The organism is Paenibacillus shunpengii (assembly GCF_042684905.1).
Lineage (GTDB): Bacteria > Bacillota > Bacilli > Paenibacillales > Paenibacillaceae > Paenibacillus > Paenibacillus shunpengii.
This window is the reverse complement of the sequence record NZ_JBHUMJ010000004.1, coordinates 44,094-68,421: the sequence shown is the minus strand read 5'-3', so window position 1 is coordinate 68,421 and position 24,328 is coordinate 44,094. Positions and strand designations below refer to the sequence as shown.

Annotated in this window: 14 protein-coding genes; 1 reads left to right on the top strand and 13 read right to left on the bottom strand. The window is 48.1% G+C overall.

What is annotated here, in order from left to right; all coding sequences use genetic code 11:
- Positions 1-87 precede the first annotated feature (87 nt).
- Positions 88-930: an AraC family transcriptional regulator gene (locus tag ACFSVM_RS16670; protein ID WP_083655896.1), complete on the top strand. Its 843-nt coding sequence runs from the start codon at positions 88-90 to the stop codon at positions 928-930.
- 4 nt (positions 931-934) lie between these two features.
- Here the strand turns inward: ACFSVM_RS16670 and ACFSVM_RS16665 are convergent, their stop codons facing one another.
- From ACFSVM_RS16665 to ACFSVM_RS16605, 13 genes are all read right to left on the bottom strand, one after another.
- The gene (locus ACFSVM_RS16665; protein WP_379263508.1) at positions 935-3,289 is read right to left on the bottom strand and encodes an AraC family transcriptional regulator; all 2,355 of its coding nucleotides are present in this window, start codon (positions 3,287-3,289) and stop codon (positions 935-937) included.
- A 206-nt stretch (positions 3,290-3,495) separates the two neighbouring features.
- The gene (locus ACFSVM_RS16660; protein ID WP_379263506.1) at positions 3,496-6,006 is read right to left on the bottom strand and encodes a glycosylhydrolase-like jelly roll fold domain-containing protein; all 2,511 of its coding nucleotides are present in this window, start codon (positions 6,004-6,006) and stop codon (positions 3,496-3,498) included.
- 49 nt (positions 6,007-6,055) lie between these two features.
- Positions 6,056-7,015 carry a carbohydrate ABC transporter permease gene (locus tag ACFSVM_RS16655; protein WP_379263504.1) on the bottom strand — a complete coding sequence of 320 codons (960 nt, stop codon included), beginning with the start codon at positions 7,013-7,015 and terminating at the stop codon, positions 6,056-6,058.
- 12 nt (positions 7,016-7,027) lie between these two features.
- Entirely contained in the window at positions 7,028-7,897 is an 870-nt protein-coding gene (locus ACFSVM_RS16650; RefSeq protein WP_076313359.1) for a carbohydrate ABC transporter permease, read from the bottom strand.
- A complete protein-coding gene (locus tag ACFSVM_RS16645; protein WP_379263501.1) occupies positions 7,898-10,144 on the bottom strand; it encodes a DUF5696 domain-containing protein in 2,247 nt (748 codons plus the stop codon).
- On the bottom strand, positions 10,141-12,306 hold the full coding sequence (locus ACFSVM_RS16640; protein ID WP_379263499.1) for a YIP1 family protein: 2,166 nt from the start codon (positions 12,304-12,306) through the stop codon (positions 10,141-10,143). Before ACFSVM_RS16640 ends, ACFSVM_RS16645 begins: the two co-directional genes overlap by 4 nt.
- A gap of 20 nt (positions 12,307-12,326) precedes the next feature.
- Positions 12,327-13,241 carry a carbohydrate ABC transporter permease gene (locus ACFSVM_RS16635; protein WP_076313362.1) on the bottom strand — a complete coding sequence of 305 codons (915 nt, stop codon included), beginning with the start codon at positions 13,239-13,241 and terminating at the stop codon, positions 12,327-12,329.
- A gap of 2 nt (positions 13,242-13,243) precedes the next feature.
- Positions 13,244-14,224 carry a carbohydrate ABC transporter permease gene (locus ACFSVM_RS16630; RefSeq protein WP_090725220.1) on the bottom strand — a complete coding sequence of 327 codons (981 nt, stop codon included), beginning with the start codon at positions 14,222-14,224 and terminating at the stop codon, positions 13,244-13,246.
- A complete protein-coding gene (locus tag ACFSVM_RS16625) occupies positions 14,211-17,198 on the bottom strand; it encodes an extracellular solute-binding protein (RefSeq protein ID WP_379263496.1) in 2,988 nt (995 codons plus the stop codon). Before ACFSVM_RS16625 ends, ACFSVM_RS16630 begins: the two co-directional genes overlap by 14 nt.
- 24 nt (positions 17,199-17,222) lie before the next feature.
- Complete coding sequence (locus tag ACFSVM_RS16620; RefSeq protein WP_379263494.1) at positions 17,223-18,338, bottom strand: ABC transporter ATP-binding protein; 1,116 nt, start codon at positions 18,336-18,338, stop codon at positions 17,223-17,225.
- Between the two features lie 237 nt (positions 18,339-18,575).
- Positions 18,576-19,256, bottom strand: coding sequence for a DUF4166 domain-containing protein (locus ACFSVM_RS16615; RefSeq protein WP_090725216.1), 681 nt, complete (start codon positions 19,254-19,256; stop codon positions 18,576-18,578).
- Between the two features lie 16 nt (positions 19,257-19,272).
- Positions 19,273-20,178, bottom strand: coding sequence for a DoxX-like family protein (locus ACFSVM_RS16610; protein WP_379263491.1), 906 nt, complete (start codon positions 20,176-20,178; stop codon positions 19,273-19,275).
- A gap of 262 nt (positions 20,179-20,440) precedes the next feature.
- A complete protein-coding gene (locus ACFSVM_RS16605; protein WP_379263489.1) occupies positions 20,441-24,313 on the bottom strand; it encodes an S-layer homology domain-containing protein in 3,873 nt (1,290 codons plus the stop codon).
- Positions 24,314-24,328: the final 15 nt, after the last annotated feature.

Sequence of the window (24,328 nt, the reverse complement as noted above, 5' to 3'; positions counted from 1 at the left end):
ATTTTATGGATTTATTTCTATCTATCTCGAACAAGGAGCGCTATACTATAACCATCTTCAAAATGCTTACACGTGGAGGTGAGGTACGTGAAGGATTTCGCTATTTATCCGGCCAAGCGCAAAGGAAGCTATACGATGCCGAAATATCATTATCATGACTATTATGAGGTGTATTATCTTCTCTCAGGGCACCGCTACTATTACATTGAGAACAAACGTTATTCGATTGATAAGGGAAGTCTTCTATTTATAGGTAAAAATGAAATTCATAAAACCGTTGATTCTGATCATCAGACCCCGGATCATGAACGACTGGTGCTCTATTTCAGCAGCCGGTTCTTGCGCCGTTTCTCTAATGATCAGCTAGAAATTCTGCTGTCCCCTTTCGACCGGGATAATCGCAAGGTCCAATTCAGTATCAGGGACCAGAGCTATATAGAGCGGCTGATGTTTCAAATGCACCATGAATTTAATCAGCAGGACTCCTTCGGTCGAGAGCTCTATTTGGAATCTCTGCTCGTTCAGTTCCTGCTCTTCTCCACTCGTAAAACACAAACAGACCAGCCCGCTGTTCCGGAGGATTCCATGAACGCAAGGATGGCCGAAATTATCGCTTATTGCAACAAGCATTTTCGTGAGGAGCTGGGACTTGAAGAGCTCGCAGGACAATTTCATATCAGCACGTTTTACTTGAGCCGGCTGTTTAAGCGAACGACAGGATTTACATTCAAGGAATACATCAATACACTCCGCATTCGTGAAGCCGAGAAGCTGCTGCGCGAATCCAATCACAAGATTATTTATATCTCCGAGCAGGTTGGCTTCGCGAGTGTATCGCACTTCAATCGTAAATTCAAACAAGTCACTCGAATGGCACCCAAGGAATTCAAGAAATTATTTGATGGCGATCGGCCGTTTCGTGAGTTCTAGAGGTTCAGCCTGCTCTCCACTCATCCCGATATTCACTTGGTGTCATCCCTTCATATTTCTTGAAGATGCGATTAAAGTAGCTGTGTTTATAGCCGACTCCCTCTGCAATCTCATGAATCTTCAAATTTGTCGTCCGCAGCAGCTCCTTAGCCCGAACAACGCGATAATCGGTTAAATAATCGACAAAATTGACGCCGGTGACCTGCTTGAACAGACGGCTTAAGGTGTAGGGTGTGGTTCCCACTTTATGGGCACAGCTGTCCAGTGATATATCGTGCATATAATGCAGATGAACAAATCGGATCGTCTCTTCAACCATTCGTTTCATTTGTATATTCGTCCGTTTCTTGAGGTGCTCCATATACGGATGAATGACGCACGCCTTCAACCACTGCGAGAGCATGCGCGGCTCCCGAATTATGGACAGCTGCTCATACATGTTCTTTCCTTTGAACAATTGGTGAGGCTGTATTCCTGTCTGCAGGATGACATACTGCATGCTGCCATACAGCTGAAGAACACATTGTTGAACCCAGTATTCCTTCTCATGTCCTGCCGATACTTCTCCCAGAAACTCATCAACCAAGAGCTCCATCTTCTCTTGTTCACCCATACGCATCGCCTCCGTCATTTCACGGTCCAGTGCAAATGGATAATTGGTGTTCTTCCCTGATTCGGCATGTTCATCCCACTGAACATACTCCTGGTTCATATCAATAATCTGATTCTCATCTCTGAACAGCCGTAAAGTAGCGGCCTGATTCACCTCAATGAATAGATTCGGAAGTGATCGCACAAGCGTTGTCGGTTGACTGATTGTCACTGTAACCGCAAGTCTAAGTGTTCCACTCACAGCAGCTGTCAGCGCTTCGGCAAAGCTCTGCAGTCCATTCTGTTGGACCTCTTCTAGAGGTTGAATTACAAGCACACCGATCATCAGATTATGAAAACTTAGAACACTATACTGAGGCAAGTGATCTCTAGCTGTATCTTCAATAATGTTTGCTGCAGCAAAGGCAGCCAGCCCTTCTTCGCCGATATCAAATCGAGAAGGGGTGCCTGACTGACCAGTCAGCTGCACGATAATGAATGTGAATTTGCGGTCAGACACATTCCATCCATAATGCTTCATCCGCTCCCGAATATCCTTCTCAGAATAGGCTTGCAGATGCCCTTGTACGAGCTGAAGCAAAAAGCTCTCCTTGATTCGGGGCAGCTCCTCCTCAAGTCGAAGCTGAAGCGCTTTGCTCTCTAGCGAAATTTCCTGCCATTCCTGCTCGAACAGCTTGAATTCATCAATAGCATAGCCAGGGCTCTCCAGCTGCCTGTTACCTCTAAGCAGCGTGACAAATTGCTCGACAGGAGAGTATATATGGCGTGAAGCAATCCAGGAAAGAAACAGAGCTGCAAGCAGCATCGGCAGGCTGATTGTAAAAATAATGGTGGAAATGAGCTCCACTGAAGATGTAATCACTGACATTGGCGCTGCGGCAACATATGTCCACTGCTCACCGAGACGATCAAACGTATTATAGGACACCGAATAGGTGACACCTCTCCATTCCTTTATACTGCTCCCACTTGGCTGTCCCGTCTTTAAAATATCCTCCCGCAGACTGCGCTCGAATACCTCTGCCTCAACTCCATCATTGCTGGACACCATCGGCTTCATATTTTCATCCAGCAGAAACACGCTGCCCTCATTATAAGGAGTCAGTGCCATCAGCTGATCGAGCAGCTTCTCCGGTACAAGTGTCACCATGAGCACGCCAAATGAACCTCCGTCTGCTCCAATTATTTTGTGGGACAGCATAATGACCGGCTCCTTCTTGGCAGGCCCCTCCTGAGATGCCCCCCGAAGTACGGTAGGCTGTGTGCTCCACATAAATCGCTCAGGTCGGGTTAATAAGTTCTCATATTCATGCTGCAGTTTAGGCTCATGCAGGTATGTAAGCTGAGGATTAAACAAATAGGGCTCTTTCTCATGCTGGATATATAATTGAACTTGCGAAATTAAAGGATGTGATCCATGGATGATATGAAGCACCTGACTAATATTCCGCATCTCATTGCTGTTTGCGGGAAGAGAAAAATCCATGTTCTTCAAATCTTCACCGAAGCTTGATTCCAAAGACCAGCTAGCTATGCTCTGCTCCAAATATCCCAGCAGATCATCCATGCCGGCAGCCCGCTCCTCCATTTGCTTACGGTGCAGCTCTGTCATATCGTCCTTGATGGCCCCTGCCGCAAACCAGTAAATACCGAGACTCGCGAGGAGACCGGGAATACTTGCGGCAAACAGAATGACAAGCAGCGTTTTACGATAATACTTTCCTTTAGAGCTCGGATATTTCCTCATTTCCCTCCTCCTTAATATGGAAATTAAAGCGAATACATTATTAATTTACATAAATATGCAGTAAAAGGCAACACATTCATATGTCCAATGAAGCCCTGCTTGGAAGCATACTTTTGAGCACAAGATGATAAAAAAACCTTAACCTATAAGGTCAAGGCCAATATGTAACCCCTCATTTTCCAGCAAGGATATTTCCGATAGTAAAGCTAAACTTCAGTATAGGTAGTCAACGTTACTGGACCTAGGATTCCAGAAGGTAATGATACCTGATCATAACGATTTGCCAGTGTATTTGTTACCTCGACCTGCAGCACATTTTTGCCTGTTAATAAATGATCCGATAGTGAACAGCGGTACGGAGACCACAGCTTCGTCTCTATAAGCTGCCCGTTCAGGAACACCTTGGCCATCTCGTGGACTTCCCCTAGATCCAAAATAACATCTGCATAGGAAGCCGATGGCTTCCATTCAAGCTCTCTAGTATACGTCACCGTACCTGAGAAATGTGCTCTTCCTTCCCATTCGGTCCATGAGATCAGCGAGATTGCTCCTTCTGCTCCATCGACTTGCCAGCCCTCGTTCAAGTCCTGGGCAACTGCCTCAAGCTTGGTGCTGACAGGGTCTATATTTGAAGAGGCATCTGGGTCCAGCGCGAGTACCAGGCACTGCCTGCGTTCGATGGTTAGGGCGATATCCATTCCGCCATCCCTCACTTCAGCCTGTGCAGGAGTAATGGTACCGCTCCAGGCATCCCATAATTCAGGTTTACCCTCACCGTTAACGAATAAAGTACCCTTGATTGCTGTTTCGCCTTCGTTCACAAGCACATACAGATGAATATTGTCCTTTATGACATGACTGATTCTCAGTCCAGGACTTACAGGTTTGAATTCGGCTCGATAGGGGAGCAATTGATCCACCCGATCTGCAGCTGCTTTGATGGTATGAAGAATCTCCCAGCCCGGTTCAGCACAGCTTACAGGCGATGCAGTTACTCGATTGTGCTCCACAACGATTCCTCCATGCCGGACAAATTCCTTAAGCTTCTCCCGTGTGTTCGGTTCAAACTGCTCTACATCCTCCAGCAGAACAATACGGTACCGCTGATTTGCTATAGTTATCATTCCGTCCTTAAGAACAGCTTCTTCTTGAAGCAGCTCCTCCTCCAAATAATTGAACTCCATTTGACCTTCATACAGCGGTCTAGCCAGTTCCCAGGACAAGTGATCCGCACGGCACAGAATACACACTTCCGGCTGATTGATGCTCTCTGTCATCATCCAGCTCATGCGTTTGATATACTGCGAGAAGCGGCTATACTCCGGCCACCAGATGTTGTTCGGCCCTACATCGGGAGCCCGTTCATGAAGCCGCTCTCCATCGATCGAGTAATAGAAAGCATGTGGACATATCAGATTCACGCCCCGGACGAAGAGCCAGTCCAAATACCATTTCATATCATCTGCTGTTAGAGCCCAGCTGTTACCCTTGCCGCATACACCAAAGCACTCGTTCAAATTCCTCGATTTGTTCCGGTGCCGCGCCGAATCGGCCGAGCATTTGCCCATCGTGCTGTGCTTGCCAGTAATACCAAGATCACCTTCTGGAGCAAGCCAGCGCCAAACAATATCTTGACCGGGAATGTGAAAATAGCGTAGCAGCCCCATGTCATCACTCGCCGCAGGGTGTCCTGTCAGCGCAATGCCATGTGCCTCACACCAATCATGAAGCGGCTTATAGAAGCTCTGCTCCATTCTGTGTCTTACCGCCTTGCGGTAGCGTCTCCGAACGTCAGCTGTATGGTCACCGCTCTCAAGCCATAGGAGAGCAAGCTCTTCCTCACGATTCCCACTGCGGATGAACTCCTCCAGGAATCCCGCCGTCCAAGGCAGCATACCCTTACGGTGTTTTCTTCCGAGCAAATCCGGCTCATCTGTGAACATGGCGATGATGCTGCTGCCGAAGTGGCGGCCGATCCGCTCATAATACCGCTCATGCGTAAGCTCAATGAATAGCTGTATGGCTGCCGGATTCAGCAGATCGGCTGCACGGGGTGCCCCCGGCTCTCCATCGTCCTGTCCGTAATGAATGCCGCGAATCGTCCCTAAGCTTAACCGGTCGATAAAAGCGGCATATGACCATTCCCCTTCATCCGGCGGAGCGAAGCTCACGGTGCCGCCAAACTCCTCTGCCATTTCAATGATCTGTGTCTTACTGGCTTCAATCCCTTCCAGATCAGTCCCCGTCCGGCGAATCGCCTGCACCGATACAATACGGTCTCCTTCCTCCAGCGGAATGCTCCATTCGGGTGTATTCTTCATTGGCTGTTCTATCATAACAAGCCCGCGGCTTGCGAATTCCGGATTACGACGTACAATCTCACCATTGGCACTGCCTGATGGATACATTCCTTCATCATACAGGATGACACGCATATTCATGCTCGCTGCTTCATCTACCACAGCTTCGACGAGCGTCATGAATTCATCGGATAAATAACCAATCGTATCTGGTATACCCATACGCGGGTGAAGAACAAAGCCTTCGACTCCTTTATCACGAAAATCACGGAGCTGCCGGAGCAGCTCCTCCCGCTCCAGCCTTCCATTCCAGAACCAGAAAGGCATGGCGGTAAATACTCCATCAGGTTGCAGAAATTGCGATCTTAAACCTTGGATCGTTTGCAGTCCCTTTTGACTGTCCAGATTCGTAACCATGGTAATATCGTATCTCCTTCCCCATTTGAAATTGTGAGCATCATCCTTCTTACTCTACGAGACCTGTGCGGTCAACTCCCTCTACAAACCATCTTTGCGCAAAGATATACAGAATGAGCGGAGGCATAATCATCAGGAACGAAGCAGCCATCTTCATCGGCTCATCATAGATGGACGGACCGATCTCCTCGGCTCGCATGTTAATCTCATTCGTTATGCTCGCTACACCGACAGATAGAGGCTGATTCTCCATGCCGTGCAGGAAAATGCTCGGTGTGTAAAAGTCATTCCAGTTCCAAACGAAGGAGAACAGAAATACGACGACAATGGCGGGCCTTGCCAGCGGCAGCATCACTCGGAAGAACACTTTTAAAGGATTGGCTCCATCCATCATTGCTGCCTCTTCCAGCTCCTTCGGCTGTTTGGCGAAGAACTGCCTATAAATAATGACGAACAGCGCTCCCTTGACTCCTTGGCCAAATAACGCCGGCAGCACGAGTGGAACATAAGACTCAAGCAGACCCAGGTGTGAAGCGGCAATCAGCTTCGGCAGTACAGTCAGCTGCGGTGGTACAATGAAGGTAAGCAGCAAACAAAAGAACCAGAAGTTCTTCAAAGGGATATCAAGCCTGGCAAACGCATAACCTGCAATTGCGCAGGAGAAGGTCTGAAATACGGCAATGCCCGTAGAGAGGGATAAACTGATGGTGAGTGCTTTGGGATACTGCAGCATCTCCCATGCATCCTGAAGCATCCCAAAATAAATCACCCGAGGCACCCAGGTCACGGCCGGATCCATCAAATCCACAGCATCCTTAATCATGCTCGTGATCATATAGATAATCGGATTCAAATAGATATAAGCCGTATCAATGAGGATGACATACAGGAAGCACTTGAAAATAAGTCCTTTGTCTGCCTCAAGCCCGATAAGCTTGGTCTTCACAAGGCGGCGGGCGGTCAGCGGCAGGCTCTTCGTTCGGTTCTTGGCAAAGACCGGTTTGGCCATGGTAAACCTCCTTTAGCGGTAAGCATGGGTCCTGCGTGAAATTCTCGAGAACAGGAAGAAAATAATACCCAAAAAAACGAGAATGATGCTGAAATAGATCCAAGCTAGAGCACTCGATAGACCATAATCTGCTGTATTGACCATGTCGATCACAGGATTCGTCGGAAAAGTAAACAAATCGACCACCGTGTAAATGGTATTTAACAGGATGAAGGGGACCATCTCTGGCAGCGTTATTTTCCAGAACGTCTCCCAAGGAGTTGCTCCATCCATCCGGGCTGCCTCGTAGATCGAGTGCGAGATCGTTTGTCTACCCGCAAGAAAGATCAAGATTTGAACTCCGGAATACCACAGCACGAGTACAAAAGATCCCAGCACCGAAATGATCGGTGCAGCCCAGCTGCCCGGAAGCAGCTCCGTCACGAAGGAAGAAATATTGTATCTGGATAAGAATTCGATATCTCCCTCGCCCTGCGCCATGAATTCTTCAATCACCTGCCCGGTCGTAAAGATGACAGGAAGAAAGAAGATTACGCGAAATGCGGTGCGCCCCGCAAATTTCTGATTAAGCATAATCGCGATCAGCAGGGCAAAGATGACAATAACCGGAATCATGAGCAGTGCTTCCCGCAGAAATGGAATCAGCCCTTCGTACAAATATCTGCCGTTCTCGAACAATATCGTCTTGTAATGTGCTAGTCCCCTGTACTCCACCTTGAGTCCGCTTGCTAGAATCTCCAAATGATGAAAACTCATGTACAGAGAATACACAAGCGGAAAAGCCATAAAGATCAAGAAACCGATGACCCAGTTGGATATGAAGATGGAGCCCCACAGCTTTCGATGAGCTCTTGCACTAAGACGCCGTTTCTTGCGTTTCATCTACACTCCATCCCCCTTCAACACCTTGAAATCCAGCCCGGCAACCTCCTCACCGTTATATACAAATGCCGATTCCGTGTAATTGACGATAATCATCGTTCCGTCTTCATAAGTGGTTGCCTTTACACCTTCAGCCAGCTCGCGGTGGTCAACAATAAACTGATGCTGAACACCTGAGAGCGCGTCATTATACCTCCTGTACTCCGAAGCGGCGGAATCCGCCCAGCTTGCATAATGGGAGCTCTTGAGCTGGAGACCGTGAGCTTCACTTAATCTTTCGGCCGGCACTGCTGTGAATAAAAATGAAGGAAGCGCACCGTATTCCATATCCCGCAAAAAATCGTGCTTATATTGCTGCCTGTCATTCTCATATCCTGACGTATAGGTAATCAGTCCATGCAGCGCGATTTGTGCAAAAGGAACGGCCTCCTGGGAGAACAGATCATAGGAATAATCGTCTGGAAGCGCATTGACGTGATCGGCACCGCTCAACATATAGAAATTCGGACTTTCAATCCATACATTCCCCAGTGTGTCCTTCACTTGCTGAAGGAGCTGCTGCTGTATAGAAATGGCTTCCGTACGGGTGGCTCCCACCCTCGTGTTGTAGTCACTGGCTAGTCGACTGCCTGTGACGAGAAGAGACAGCCCATCTGCTCCAAGCTCAGCATAAGAGCCCAGCTCCTTATGAAGAACCTTTTGAATAAAACGGCTGCTGGCCAAATAGACCTCATCACCGCGGAGTCGGGCTTCCTGCATCGTCCCTGCCATGTTTCTAACCGCATGATACTGCTCACGAAATCCGCCGTTGCCGGTATTATTGAACTCATAATTGACTCCCAGCATGACCGGGATACCCAGCGAGTGGGCGTGCTGGATAAAATCCTTCATCCCCTGCTCTCCGCCCAGTGCCTGTTCGACGCCCAAATATCCGCCATACTGTGCATAACCGCCTTTCTGCCAGCCCAAATAAGTGACGGACATCGGACCGATTCCCCGGTTCCAGAGATCGGACAAAATATGTGCAGCCTGTTCCGTTGTCGTCGCCTCAATATAACGGCTGCCGAGCATCCCATCTTCCGAATCGCCGCCAAGAATTGTAAGATGAAGCGGGATATCACCGGATGAGGATTCACTCTGTTTCTGAAGCCCTTTCTCTTCCATCAAGTACTTGCGGTATCGCTCCGCCATACCTACATAATCGGACTTGCCACTGTTTAAGAAATAGTATCGTACAGTCCGATCGGTGCCGAAACGCTCATCCTTGTTGTAGGTCGTAAAGCTCGTTCCTTTACTCCGGTTCGTAATCTGCTCAAACGTGGCTCGATAGGTCTGCTGCGCCGTAATCCAGTTATAGCTGCTCAGCATGCCGGAAGGTGCGGCAAAAATATCGCTGTACTCGGCTCCATCTTCAATTACAGCAAGCAGTCCCTTGCCTCCCGAATGAATCCCGAATACAGGCATCTGGGCTGGATATCGGGAACTGAAGCCAAGCCGGCTCATAAAAGAAGGATCTTTGCCGTATACACTTTCCTGATAGCCAAGGTTTGTATTCAGTCTGTGATCATCATAAGCGATCAGGGTGCCCGATCCATCCGGAACGAACAGATAACCTTCCCGATCGGTGGAGTGCTCAGCAGCCATGAATGGGAACAGCCTCAGCCAGATCAAGCTGTACTTGCCTTCCTTCAAGCCTTGATCCACGATCTTGGTCTCGGCGTAATCATCCTGTATCCGAATTTGCACAGGCACGCTCAATTCCAGCGCGGGCATATCATAAGTCCACTGAATGCCACCGTCGATTTCCTTGATGTCTTCAATTGTACCGCCTAAGGTCATGAAATTACTCTCGCGGGGCTGCGTGTTATACACGGTGAAATCGGTGTATTGGAACATAAGAGGCGAGACCAGATGTGTCTTCCAGATCCCGCCGATCGTCTCATGCTCAAAGTCTTGCGGATCCGGATAGGATCTCCAAATGCTGCCGCTGCGTTTATCCTCAATGATGAAGTGTCCTGTCGACTCATCCAGCTTCAGAATCAATGACTCGGTTTCGGCCGCTGCTCTAAAGTCAGCCTCTACCGGGAGGGAAGCCTCTTGCTGCTCCGCACCACCAGATGTCCCTTGCTGAGCTGCCGGGACCATGTGTTCTCCTCTGAATTTCACTTCAAGCCTGCTGGCTCCCAAGATGATAACGAAGGCGAGAAGAATGAAGAGCACGGCTTTTCTGTATTTGGCTAGCCTCATCTTAACAGCACCTCCTGATAGACTTCGTGAACAAATATAAGCAGCTCGTTCGTAAGACCAATGACAAGAAAGATCAAGACTGCAAGCACAATTAGCGCAAATAGGCTCATCATTATATTCAGCAAGGTTTCCCCTACGGTGTAATTATGCAAGGACTGTACCATCCAGATGAACAGAAATACGAGCCAGACGTACATACCCAGCCGAAGATAATCGTAGATTGCACCTTCTGCGTGTGTCATGACATTGGATAAGGCAGCCAGCGGTACACCAATGAGAATAAATGGGGTGAGTGCATAGGCACTGCCGACAAATACATCCTTGAAGCGCCCTTCTCCCCTGTAGATGGAGCTGATCAGATAATTGCTTACTACCCAGCCGCACCACAGCCCCAGGAACGGAAGCAGCACCGAGGTTACTGTAATCGAAGACGGCGGAACCGGATTAAACGCAAAGCTCGTCATCTGTTCAGACAATAGGAGCGCACCGCCCGTCAGTACCAGCAGAATACACGCACTTACATACCCGCCTTTATTCTCAAACCTCAAAGCCGTAAACCCGTCGATGGGATGTCTTAGAATGACAAAAGCCTGTTTTAGTTGTGAGAACAGCACATACCTGGTAGCCATTCGGTCTGAGAAGCCTTCGATCATCCGAGGTGTTCTTCCTCTAGCCAGTCGATTGACAAGGAACATGAGAACCGCTGCAACGACGAGCAGCGTAGCAAAGAAGGAGAATCGGGCATGGAACCACTGCAGCCGGATCTGCCAGAAGGACTCTGAATACCCTGTGTCGTTACCCGCGGCTTTGAACAGCCTCGCGGCCTCCTCGTAGTCACCCTTCTTGTACGCCACCTGAGCCAAACCTAGAATGGCCGGCAAATACTGTTCATTCAGACGCAGGACTTCCTTCCAGGGCTCTTCACTATCCAGATATCTGCCCTCCTGGGTTAAGCGGTTTGCCTCATGCACCATTGCCCCGAACTCTGACAGACGATAGGCTTGCAGCATGCTTTCCTGACTGTCGAGCACATATATTTCACCTTTGGAATTCATATCAATCGCCACAGGAGTCTTAATTAATCCAAGCTGGGAAGAAGCAGCGGATGAAGGTCCGCCGAAGTAAAAGAGCAGATTCCCATTCGCATCATACTGGCTCAAATAGGTGTAATAGGAATCAATGACTGTAAAATTCCCCTCCGGATCGACTGCCACATCGACAAGCTGGGGAGGGGTTGTAATACCGCCAACATAACGTATGTCATACCAGTTATACTCCCCGAAGCTCTGCTTCGCTGTCCCGAATTTATTGTACTGGGCAAGAATATTCTCACCCTGAAAATTCAGCTTCTTAATCTGCTCGGCTTCAACCGCAGCACCGTTCGTTACGGTATAGATGAACCCTCCGTCATCAATCGCAAGATTGTTCACAGCTGGAGGAATTTTGCTTGTTTCATTTTCATACATTTCCCGTGTGTAAAGAGCTCTTTTTAAGGAATCTATGAAGGAAAAAGGAGCTGAATTGGCTCCATAAAATCTTTGAAATTCCCCATCCGGGTGAAGCTGCACCAGCCCGTAATAGCCGCCCATCGTGACAATATAAATGTATCCTCGCTTGTCTGCTGCCACCTTGATGGGATCAAATTTCAGCTCCTCCGGTACATTGCCGGATTCAGGACGCTTATATTCCTTCAGCAGCTCGCCTGAAGATGACAATCGAACAACGCGTTTATTGCCCGTATCCGCGATGAGAAGATCCCCCTTGTCATCTACAAATACACCTTGAGGCGCATTCAGCGGATTCTCTGCCAGCTCATAATACCTTTGAAAATTTCCGTCTTTATCAAATTTCACGATCCGATTGTTACCCGTATCTGCCACATAAATTTCATCAGACGCACTGATATAGACATCCGAAGGCTTCTGCATCGGTGAAGCCACGTATTGTCCCGGATGGTCTGGATCGGGTGCCGCGAGATCCTTGCCTATCATTTTGAAAGGGGTGTATGCCGGCTGGGTATCCATCTGATGTCCATAGCTGTCTTTTGTAAAAGTTCCATAGGTTACGTCGGCCCATGCTGTATGCGGAAGCTGCATCGCAGCCAGAATCAGTGCCACAGTAACGACAGACAGCCATACACGTAGTCCACAGTTAAACTTCATACCGATCCTCCTTTCCTTCGCTACTTGATGCCGGAGTGCGACATCGTGGCAATCACCTTGCGCTGGAAAAATAGAAACATAATCAGTGTAGGCAAGAACATGATGAGTGCAGCTGCTGCCGCTGCCGTCTGTCTGGCAACCGAGTTGGCAAGGTTCTGGGTAAGCGTCGACAGAAAGAACGGAAATGTCTTCATCGCATCGTCCTGCATGAACAGCGTTGATGTAGATACATCACTCCAGATGGACTGGAAGGAGAGGATGGCAACGGTGGCACAGGCTGGAAGTGTAATCGGAATAATGATCCTTGCGAAGATTGTGAACTCCCTTGCGCCGTCCATTTTACCTGCTTCAATCAGTTCATTCGGAACCTGATCCATAAACTGCTTCATCAGAAAAACACCTACGGTGCTCGCAATATGAGGCAGAATGTGTGCCCAATACGTATTCATAATACCGAGATTTGCGACAACCACATATCTGGGAATATTAATGGCCTCCTGCACAAACATCAGGGACACAACGATAATGGAGAACAACAGCTTGTGGCCCGGAAATTTGTGCTTTGAGAGCGGATAAGCGCAGAGAGCGCTTACAATAACGACGCTGCCTGTTCCGATGACACCCACAACGATGCTGTTAAACAAATATCGCGAAGCAGGAATGACGGCATCCCGGGTCATCACGAACAGCTCGGTAAAGTTACTCAAGGTCGGCTGCCGGACAAAAATATTCGGAGGGAAAATAAACAGCTCCGAGTACGGCTTAAGCGCATGGTTTATGATGTAAATAATCGGTACCAGCATCAACACAGCGAATATACCGAGCAGAAGCGTCAAGATCAGCTGCGTCCTGTCCATACGCCGAAGCCAGGATTTGCGGTTCATGACAGGCCGTTTAGCTGAATTCTGAGATCCATCCTTTGCGGCATGGTCCATATTCATTCCCCCTTCGTACCAAACAATCTCCAGCTGAGCCTGTTGAATATATAGATTGTAATGAGCAGAACAACGGACAGGGCTGCTGCATAGCCCATCTCAAACCGGACCAGCCCATAATCATCAATGTGATTGACGAGGGTATGCCCTGCATATTCAGGCGTCGGCTTGGTCTGCGACAGCTGTTCACCAATGGCCCCCGCCTTGAACGCAGATACAATCGCCATGACGGAAGCAAACAGCATTTGCGGCCGCATGTAAGGAATCGTAATATACCAGATTTCCTGCAATCTGCTCTTGATTCCGTCAAGCCGCCCGGCCTCATAGAGCGTCTCATCGACGTTCAGAATCCCGGCCAGCATCGCGAGGAAGCCTACGCCCATACTGGACCACAAGGTGACGATAATCATGGAATTCATCAGGTAGGCCGGATCAAGCACCCATAGCTGCGGTTCATCAATGATGCCGAGCTTAAGTAAGAAGCTGTTCAAGTAGCCGATGCGATCTCCGGACAGCAGCGGCTGCCATATGATCTGCATCACCACGCCTCCGGTTAACGAGGGAGCATAGATCGCCAGCACGAACCACAGCCGAATCTTGTCTGGAATCTGAGCGATCAGCCAGGCGAGAATAAAGGATAGAATCAAGCCGCCTGGTCCGACCAGCACCGCAAATTTGATCGTGTTCGGAAATGCGTGCTTCAGAAATAAGGTATCCTGTGAAAAAATATATTCGTAGTTATCCCAGCCGATAAACTTCGGGAATTGGATGGTGTTGAAATCTGTGAAGCTAAGCCCAAACGCAGCCAGCACAGGCAGCAGAATAAAGAGTATAAAGGCAATGACAAAGGGAGAAATGAATAGGTAAGAAAGCCGATATTTCCATATCTCTCTGAAAAGCCCTGCAATACGCTTGCGGCTGGTTTTTTGCTGTTTCGCTGGCGGTGTTACTGACTTAGAGAGCTCTGCCTCATGGGTTGACATACCTATCCACTCCCTTCCAAGGCTCTGTCACCTGCGGTGGATCGTAAGTATCGACAATGCTGCCTTGCTCATCGATATAATCAAATTCCCGTGCTTTACGCCAAATCTCACGATCCATGCCGAGAATGCCCTCTTCAAGCGCATCGCGGTAATTTTGTCCGCTCAGCACGGTTCGGTTCCAAGCATTCATGACTTCACGCGGGATAAAATAGGAGCCTGGTATGTTAGCCATATCCTTGTACCAGCGCCACTGCTCCAGCATGACCGCAAGCTCCTCCTCGTTCCAAGGCAGTCCTGTAAAGGCTTCAAGATTCGCTGTATTCCAGCGAAACGCTACTCCGTAGAATCCTTCCAGATCATTCCCGAATCGCTGCTGCGTCTCACTCGACAGCCACCACTGTAGAAACTGCCAGGCTTCCTCTTTAAGATGGCTGTTTGAGAAGATCGCTGCCGCGGTCTGATTACCACCTGTCCAGCGCTCTACTTCTCCATGCTCACTCTCTGTTCCCGGCAGCGGCGCCATTCCCCACCAGCCATCCAGCTCCGGTGCCGCTACACGCATCTGCAAATAAAAGTTGAAATCAGCGATCCCGATCGGCATATCTCCATCGCGGAAATGCTGGTAGAAGCTTGGGACTTGCTGCTCAATACCATAGACGGTAAACAGGTCGGTCATGAGCTTGAAGCCGGTAAACGCCTCCGGTGAATCAAGTGCTGTCTTCATTCCATCCGCCGTATAAAACTCAGCACCATACTGATATAGGAAGGTCATATAATCGTTATACGGAATGTGAAAGTTATATCCATTTTGCTGCAAGGTTGGCAGCATCTCGATCACTTCTTCCCATGTATCGGGCACGCCAAGCCCCAGCTTCTGTAGAATATCCTTGCGATAATAGAGCACCTGAAACCGCTGGGTTTCGGGGAGTGCATAATAGCCGTCAGCAAAATAGTAGGGCAGTGTAGAGCCCGGTGAGTACTGCTCGAATAAGTCATCAAACCCCGGATAATCCGACAAGTCCTCTACTGCCCCGCGAATGGCCAATTCGATCGGCCTTCCTTCCGTCATCCCCAGCGCAATATCCGGAGATTTACCGGCCGCATTCGCCATCACCAGTAGATTTTCATCTGGAAGAAGATCCACTTGAACTTCAATGCCGGTCTCCGGAGTAAAATATTGATCCGCCATCTCCTGTATCAGATTGACATAGTCACGACCATAGTTGACCCATATATTCAGCACCTCTTCCTCACTGGACGACAGCCTGTTGTCTGAACTAAAGGAATGAAAGAATGAAGAGACATTTCTTAACGTCTTCTCTCCCCAATTCGCTTCCATTCTCGGAAACGCTGTGCCTGCCGGCGCAATATATAACTTGTCGAGTGCCATGGGTGCAGCCGTAAGGCTCGATGTGATGGAGGCAACCCGGGAAGATATGAGGCTGAGATCCTCCAGCTTGTAAGGTAGGTCATTTGGATAACGAAGAATATCCTCTATATCGGTTATGGCTGTAGCCAAGGATTGTAAATTTGCATCGGCTTCGCCATTCACTTCAAGCAGCATGGTCTCCATACGTTCCAGGCGCTGTTTAATCTCCTCTGTCCTTGTAATGAGCTCCGGAAAATTCTCTTTGATCCTCCACGTTCGAGCTGTATCTTCTACTCCTCCGGTAATCGTGTTGATATTTTCCGATAAGTCCCTAATCCGTGCGAGTACTTGTTCCTGCTCATTAAGCACCGGGCTGTAAGGAGCATAGGTAGCAGCCAGAGTGAGGGTATGCTCCCCTTTTTCAAGGTATATTTCGTAAGGCTCTTCCACTGATTGACCAATCACGAGCCCCTGCCAGCTTGTAGAATAAGAGATCGGGTACGCCAGCAGTTCTTCGAAGGGCACCTTCCCGTCAATCATGATCTTGCGATACACCTTTTTGCTCGATTGGTAGCCTTGATAGGCTCTGATCCCGAGGTTATACCGTCCACTGTCCGGTACCGTGAAGCTCCAGGTTATTGCGCCGCCGCCATTCTGCCAGCGTGTTCCGCCAATCGCATTAAAAATCAGCTTATTGTCGGCATCCGGTGACATAAGCGGGTCCTGATCTGTCATCACTTGAATGGCTACATCATTTTTGGCCTGCATATGCTCGGCCTCGATGACGATGACCTCGCTTCCGCTCGCATTCCCGTTGTTCTCCGGCAGGGTCGTCTGGAACTCCTCATAAGAAGGTATGGTTGTCGGCGGGACAAGCTCAATCTGATCGATAACGATAGGCGCAAAGGATTGAAGACGCAGCGTGTGTTTGCCTTCGGTCAGCTTCCACTTCAGCGGCAGAGAACTGGTACCCTCCGCATCCTGAAATGACTGTCTCATCCACTGATTCTGTTCAATTGGTCTTGGTCTGATATGATTTCCCTTCTCATCCTTCTTGAAAGGGAGCTCATCCCTGAACATTCTTGCAAACTCAATCGCCCTTGCCTCATTGAACACATATTCACCGTCAAAGGATACAGCCATCGTTGTCGGCCGGTAGCTCTGATAAACAGCGTCCTCATCAATCAAGGCGTGATAAGACAGCACCATTTCATACATTCCTTCGGCAGGAACTTCAATCTCATACTCGATCCATTCTGTCCGGTTATTGTTCCAGATCAGCACCTCCTCCTTGCCAGCGTAAGAGCCTGTAGTTACACTAGCCCCTTCGGATTGGCCTGAGAGACGTGTGCCGGGTACAAGAATGGACTCACGAGCAGGCCGAGCTCCTTCTTCCTCCCATGTACGAGCAACGTCCACATAATAGGGTTCGAATGCGCTTTCAATTGTGGAATTGACAGGAGGATCTCCCTCTTCCTCCGAACCTTGCAAGGCATCCGCAGCAGAGGCAGGCCGAGTGACAGAAGAGCTTGCGTACGGAAAGGTGCCCGCAAACAGCATGACTCCAAGCAGAAGAATAAGGAAAATATAGCGGATATGCTTCATATTGCACCTCTCTTTTCCTGTATATCAGCTGAACCTTTCGCCCGTCGTTTTATCGAAAAATAATGCCTTGTTCATATCCATCGCCAGCCGCATCTCTGTCAGCTCTTCCACATGCTCTCTCGGGTTCACCCTGGCAATCAGATCCTTGTCAGTTCCAATATCGACATATAAGTAGCGATCGGCACCCATGAGTTCACTGAACTGATGGGTACCTTGGAAAACAGCATTTGGAAAGGTCTCGAACATGATGGGTTCTATGCTTATATTCTCCGGCCTGATCCCGAGGATCACGTACTTATCGACCCGGTTTCGCTTCCTCAAGGGAACAGCAGTGCTCTCGGGAATCACGAGACGATGCCTTCGCGTCTGAAATTCGAGCTGATTGTCCGCTTCTACAATTTTTCCTTCTATAAAATTCATCTGTGGCGAACCGATAAATCCTGCAACGAACATATTCTGCGGATCATTGTATATCAGCTCCGGTGAATCCACCTGCTGGATAATGCCGTCCTTCAGTACAATAATTCGGCTGCCCATCGTCATCGCTTCTGTCTGATCATGGGTTACATATATAGTTGTCACTCCGAGCTGTTTATGAAGCTTGATAATTTCTGTCCGCATATGAACTCTGAGCTTGGCATCCAGATTGGACAACGGCTCATCCATGAGGAACACCTGCGGATTGCGCACGATTGACCGGCCAAGGGCTACACGCTGGCGCTGCCCGCCGGACAGCTCCTTCGGCTTGCGGTCAAGATACGATTCTATCTCGAGAATTCTCGCTGCCCTCTTCACTGCCAAATCAATATCATGCTTTGGCATTTTGCGAAGCCTCAGTCCAAACGCGATATTCTCATATACAGACATGTTCGGATACAGTGCATAGTTCTGGAACACCATGGAGATGTCTCTGTCTTTTGGCGGCAGCTGATTCACCATTTCGTCATCGATCCAGATCTCGCCCTCCGAGATTTCCTCCAGCCCGGCAAGCATCCGAAGCGTCGTCGATTTGCCGCATCCTGATGGTCCAACAAACACGATGAATTCTCTGTCCGCTACTTCCAGATGAAAATCCTGTACGACGGGCTGCTGATCTTTGCCATATCTTTTGTACACATGGTTAAACAGGATTCGTGCCATCACCCTTCTCCTCTCGTTTCATCCTCCATTTTCACTATGGGCTCCAGGCGGGCTTTCCTGCAATTCCATTATTTTGTATCTGTGAATAAACACTCTAATTTCGCTATTCGGTGTAGTTCGGATTGTTTCTGCTAGCCGATCAACCATTTGTATACATGACTAACCGATACCGTATTTCTAGGTTCTCCGTAAAAAAAGAATGCGCTGAATTCACGCATCCTTTTGCTTGGAGATTCGCTATTCCCGCTTTTCCTCACGAACTGGCTTCACATGGGAAGGAATGTGGTCTTCGAGCACAGGGATATAGGCAGTATCGAAGCTTCCACTGTATCCGAATAACGGACCCCAGGTATCATTTGTAACCTTCACATCAATCCGATATTTATCCATTGAATCATCGTACCACTCCCTCACATCGGCTGTTCCAGAGAACAGCATGGGAAAGCGGAATCCGATGATCCCTTCATAAAAACGCTGCTCACTAGAACGGAGTCTCAAGCCTCCTTCCTCATCCACAGCCAGGTCAATGTCCACTGCCAGGTGCTGATGCGTACCTAAGTAATCCACAACCCTGTTCCGCTGACAGCTGTAAATCATGGTGGCATCGAATCTGCGGCGTTGATTACCAAAATCGTAGGTTCGAATCCAAGTCACGGTTTCTCGTCCAAATTGATCCTGATAAGCATAATTCTCGATCGTAAACGGCACATTCGTCCCCTTCTGAGGAAACATAATATTTCGCCAGGTGCCGATATAAAGAAAAGGAAGAGTGTACATTCGCCCGTACCATACGGAATCCATAACTCCTGTCCCGATTGAAGCGATTCCGCTTGAGCTGTTAAACCCAAACCGCTTCTGAATTCGGGGATGGAGCTTCTCAAAATCAGTTCCTAATGCTGTCCGATAGATGGAATCCATCGCTTGTTCTCCTCTCTCATGGCTGCTTGCGGATACAGTGCTTTGCTGATGGAAGATGTGCGAGTGTCATACAGCCGATCCAGGCAAGCAAACAAACCGCCATATTTAAAGTGGCTGGATTAAACGGTGCAAGGAAGACGGATATATCTGAGATCGCTGCACCAATAGCGAGAAGCAGCATGGCTGCAATGTTGAATATATAAAGCGCCTTTTCCCTGTGAAGTAAGAGGCATAAGATCCCAGCAGCAATTTCAAGCATCCCCACCACCTGCAGCAAGAGCACCGCATTCGCCTCCGAACCGATGACCCCCTTCAACAGGGCAAGCTCCTGAGCATCCTGTGTGAGCAGCTTCGGGACCAATCCATGATAAATCCAGGTAAACATCAGACCAAAGGTAACGATCGCATGAATAAGCAGCTGCCGATAAGATACTTTCGGAGGGATTCCTTTTTCAAGCCAAATCTTAAGAACATCAAAGCTGAGTGCTGTCGCCCAGCCCATCAGTGGCCTGAATATCATACGATCAAACCATTTTCCCAGGAAATAAAATCGTGTCTTGTAATCGTACCGAGTTAAAAACCGGACCCCCTGATCCTCTTGTATATACCGCCAATATCCTCCACCGGACTGTATAAGCGAGATTGCCTGATCCGAGGAAAATTGCAGGGCCGACATACGTTCTTGGTCTTGATACTTCCCTGGCGTGGTTACACCTTCCCCTTCTATTCGAAGCCCGAATCCGATATTTGTGACGTAGCGAAAACGCTGCTTCTCCTCTTCATCCTGTTTCGGAATGTACTCAATCCTGGAAAATCGCAGGTCCCATTCCTCATGCTTTGCCGGGTCTTGTGTGGCTCTCCAAATCGATTCCATCTCTGTATGAATGAACGTTTCAACATAAATCGGCTGATGATCAGACACGGTAATGCCTCCTCTTCGAATTTCGTAATATGAAGTATGAGAATTAAATCACAATGTGATTTATATTATAGACGCTGCAATAAAGTGAAAAGTTTCCTTTTTGAATCAATTTCATAATACCTTTAGCTGCTTCAATCAAGAGTATATATTCTTTCAATTCTACCTTTTTAATGATTGATGAAATTGATTCTTTTATACAAAAAAAGAGTTCTCCGCAACAGGCCTCACCTGAAGCAAGAGAAACTCTTTTACATACAGCTAGTTAAATTAGTTCAGATTTCTGCAGCAGCCGCTCTACAATCGCTGCAACTTCAGCTCTCGTCATGTTGGCTTTTGGAGCAAGCTTCGTCTCACTTCTGCCATTAATTACGCCTGCTTGTACACTCTTTGCAATGCTCATACTTGCCCAATTTGACGCGTCTGGTGCATCCACGAAAGTATCAAGCTGAGAAGTATCCGCTGGCAGTGTAGAATGCAGCTCCGTCAGCTCCATTGCCTTCGCAATGATGACCATCGCCTGCTCACGAGTAATATGTTCATTCGGACGGAAGGTGCCGTCTCCAAAACCTTGTATAAGTCCAAATTCCGCTGCTGTTATTACAGCACTGTTATACCAGTCTGACATAGCTACATCCGTAAAGGATGATGGTTGATTATCACGCCCTAGTCCTAATCCGCGAACAACAATTGCCGCAAATTCTGCTCGGGTGATGTTCTGATCAGGATTGAACAGGGAGCTTCCTACTCCATCCACTACCATTCTTGATCCCATATTATTTACAGCAGCTTGTGCCCAGTGACCTTCTACATCACTGAATTCAGTAGGATTCCAAATGACAGAATAGGAATGACCACTCGTCAAACTATTAATCAGCGCATAATACTTACTGTTAATCTGCGTGACTTTGGTTGGTACGTGACGTACCGAGCCATCTGCATCAACGATGACGCCCGTCGTGATCTTGCTTACGTCTACTCCATCCGGAATAGCGATCATCCGAGTAACAAATTGATTAAATTCAGATATTTCAATGGTCTGATGACCATAAGTGGCACTTACGGAAAAATCAACAGCAGGTGTAATCAAAGTGAATCTGCCGTTTACCGCTGCATTCTCGATCACCTTAAGCATTTCACGATTGGTCGCTGCGACCTTCACTTCAATTCGAATATCCTGAAGTGCTGCGGCTCCAAACCCCTTCGAAATTTCATCAACTCGGATTGCATCTGCAGGCAGAATATATGCTGCATTTGCTGTCTTGATTTCGAGCTTGGTCTCCATCTTCTCCAGATTTTTGACCGTTTGCCCGGTTAGTTCACCGATCAGTACATCGGATTCCTTATGAGCGGTAATGGATAAGACTGAACTTGAATCTTCACCTGCAAGCTTATCCTTTAGTTTCTGATCATCTAAAGCTACTTTGGTTACGCTTTGACCATTTTGCTCGCTCGTTGATACCGTTCCAATATCCTCTGCCTTGCCGTTCACCAGGATCTCGGCTTCTTTTTGTGGTGCTGGTGCCGGTACTGGAGCTGGAGCCAGAGCTGGGATGTTTGTTTCGTCTTCGCTTGGCGGTGCAACTGGTACTAACGGTGTCACTGGCTCCGATTCAAGCGAGTGCTCACTGCTTCCTTTGTCATTAATAGCTGTCACCGTAAAGGTGTAGCTCGTCCCGTTATCCAAGCCTGTCACTGTAATTGGGCTAGTTGTTCCATACACCTTATGGTTTCCTGGCATGACGGTAACCTCATAACCCGTAATCGGGCTGCCTCCATCATCCACAGGAGGAGTAAAGGTAATGATCGCCTGACGATTGCCTGATGTGGCTGTTATATTTGTCGGTACTCCAGGAACCGTCATCGGTGTTGCAGTAACCGGTAAGGATGGAGCACTATCACTGCCCGTATTCGTTGCCTTCAGTACAAAATAATAGGCTTTACCATTCGTTAATCCTGTAATGGTATGACTGTAGACTGAATCTGTTACGGTAGCTACTTCGTTATCGATCGCATCCGGCGATTCACTCATGAACACTTTATATCCCGTTGCCTCGTCTACTCCGTTCCAAGTCAAGGTCACTTCGCCATTGCCAGCTGCAGGCTCAAGCAAGGTTGGTGCTCCTGGAGCAGGCGGTATTGGTGTAACACTTGCAGATGACATCGAAGATAAGGAGTCTCCGGCACGGTTGGTCGCTACCACGGTGAAGGTGTAGGCTGTTCCGTTGTCCAAGCCCGTTACTTTAATCGGACTGCCCGTACCACTCGCCGTAATACCTCCTGGCTGTGCAATTACCGTGTAATTCGTAATCGGGCTTCCTCCATTGTCCGCAGGCGCTGTAAAGTTAACCGTCGCTTCACCATCACCTGGAATGGCCGTTACATTCTCAGGTGTACCTGGCTTGTCCGCTACATTGACTGTCGCTGTATCTGTATGCCAGCCGTTCACTGTCGTTACCGTAATGACGGCTGTTCCCGGACCAACCGGGGTCACAACTCCGTCAGAATCCACTGTAGCAACACTGTGGTTATCCGATGTCCACATGATATCTTTATTTGAAGCGTTCTCCGGAGATACAGAAGCCACGAGCGTCTCTGCGTCCCCTCCTACTATAAAGTCAAGACTGTCCTTGTTTAGTACGACATTCGTAACTGTAATCGTATTGTTTATAATAACGTTCAGATCATAACTTCTTTGAACCGTTCCGTCATTAACAGCAATCGTTAGCGTTGTTCTTCCATATTGGTCAGGCAATGGCGTTATGATTATCGTTCTTTCTTCTCCAGTGCCCTCAATAACCACATTCTCATTAGGAACGATGGAAGAATTAGACGATGAGACTGTGACTGTAAGTGAATCACCGTCTACATCCGTTACCTTAAACGCTCTTCTTACAGAGCGATTCATATCTGTCGTTACTGCACCAACAAAACCCTCGGCTTGCTTGTGTGTTGCGTTCACTATTGTTCCATCTTTTCCTGGAGGCGTACTGATGGCATGAGGACTTCCTTGATCCAGCTTGTAATGAGCAACTAAACCCGGCTCCCATCCGGTCAATTTAGCATTCATGCCGCTAATGATTTCTTCCCTGCTCTTGGCCTTGCTCCAGAAGCTTACATCTTTCATTCCGCCGTAATAATAACCATCTTGACCCCAACCACTTTTGCCTAGCCAGTGATTATGGCGAAGTCTGCCTCCGATCGAGCTTAAATCTGCAGCTCCGGAAGCCTTAAGTTCACCGTCCCAATAGATATACGCTTTCTTCTCGTACTGACTGTATACCAGTGCAACATGAACCCATTGATTTTGCGGAAAAATCGCTGTCGTAGCAATATTGTTTACTGCCCCGATAGCAGGCCCATTCGAACCGTTATAAGCAGAGAAGTTCATCTTTCCATTGTCAAAACCTACAAATATATTGTCACTTCCAGGACCATTGGAGGATTCGAAAAATCTCATCCAAGTATTAAACTGATCCACCTTAAGATATCCTTCGACTGTGAAGGAATCGGCGTAAATCGAATTGATGCTGGATGGAAGCACAACGTACTTTCCGTTACCATTTAGATTAAGATATTCTCCTCCATCTGCCTCCGTGAGATAAGGCTCATCGTTTACCGGAGTGACACTAATGGATGTCGAACCCTGCTCCGCACTGAATGCAGAAGTACCAGAGGTATCGATATTTTTATCAAATGAATTGTAACCTTGCGTTGTATCCCACAGCTTATAGTCAATACTCGCTTTACCATGCCAATTGGGATTTGGCTTAAAACGAATTTGATCCGAGCTCGACAGCAGAATATAAGCCATTCCACCATCTACTTTCTCAATATTGTACCAATAACCCGTAACTGTATTGTAATACTCCCATGTTCCATTAGAGCTGTCCGTACCCATTACAGCAATTCCGGTAGTTTCAGAATTATAGACCTTTCCAGACAAAAGAGATGCGATGAAAAAAGTCTGACTATTAGTATCCTCCACAATCGGGTGAAGCACCGTCTCTCTATCATCCGTACTCCAACCCATGCCTGCTACTTGGGCCAAGGCACTCCCACTGTAACCAGTCCCCGATACCGCAATACCAACTGATAGTGTCGTACTTACGGCGATTTTCACAAATTTTCGGTTCATTTATTTCTTCCCCTC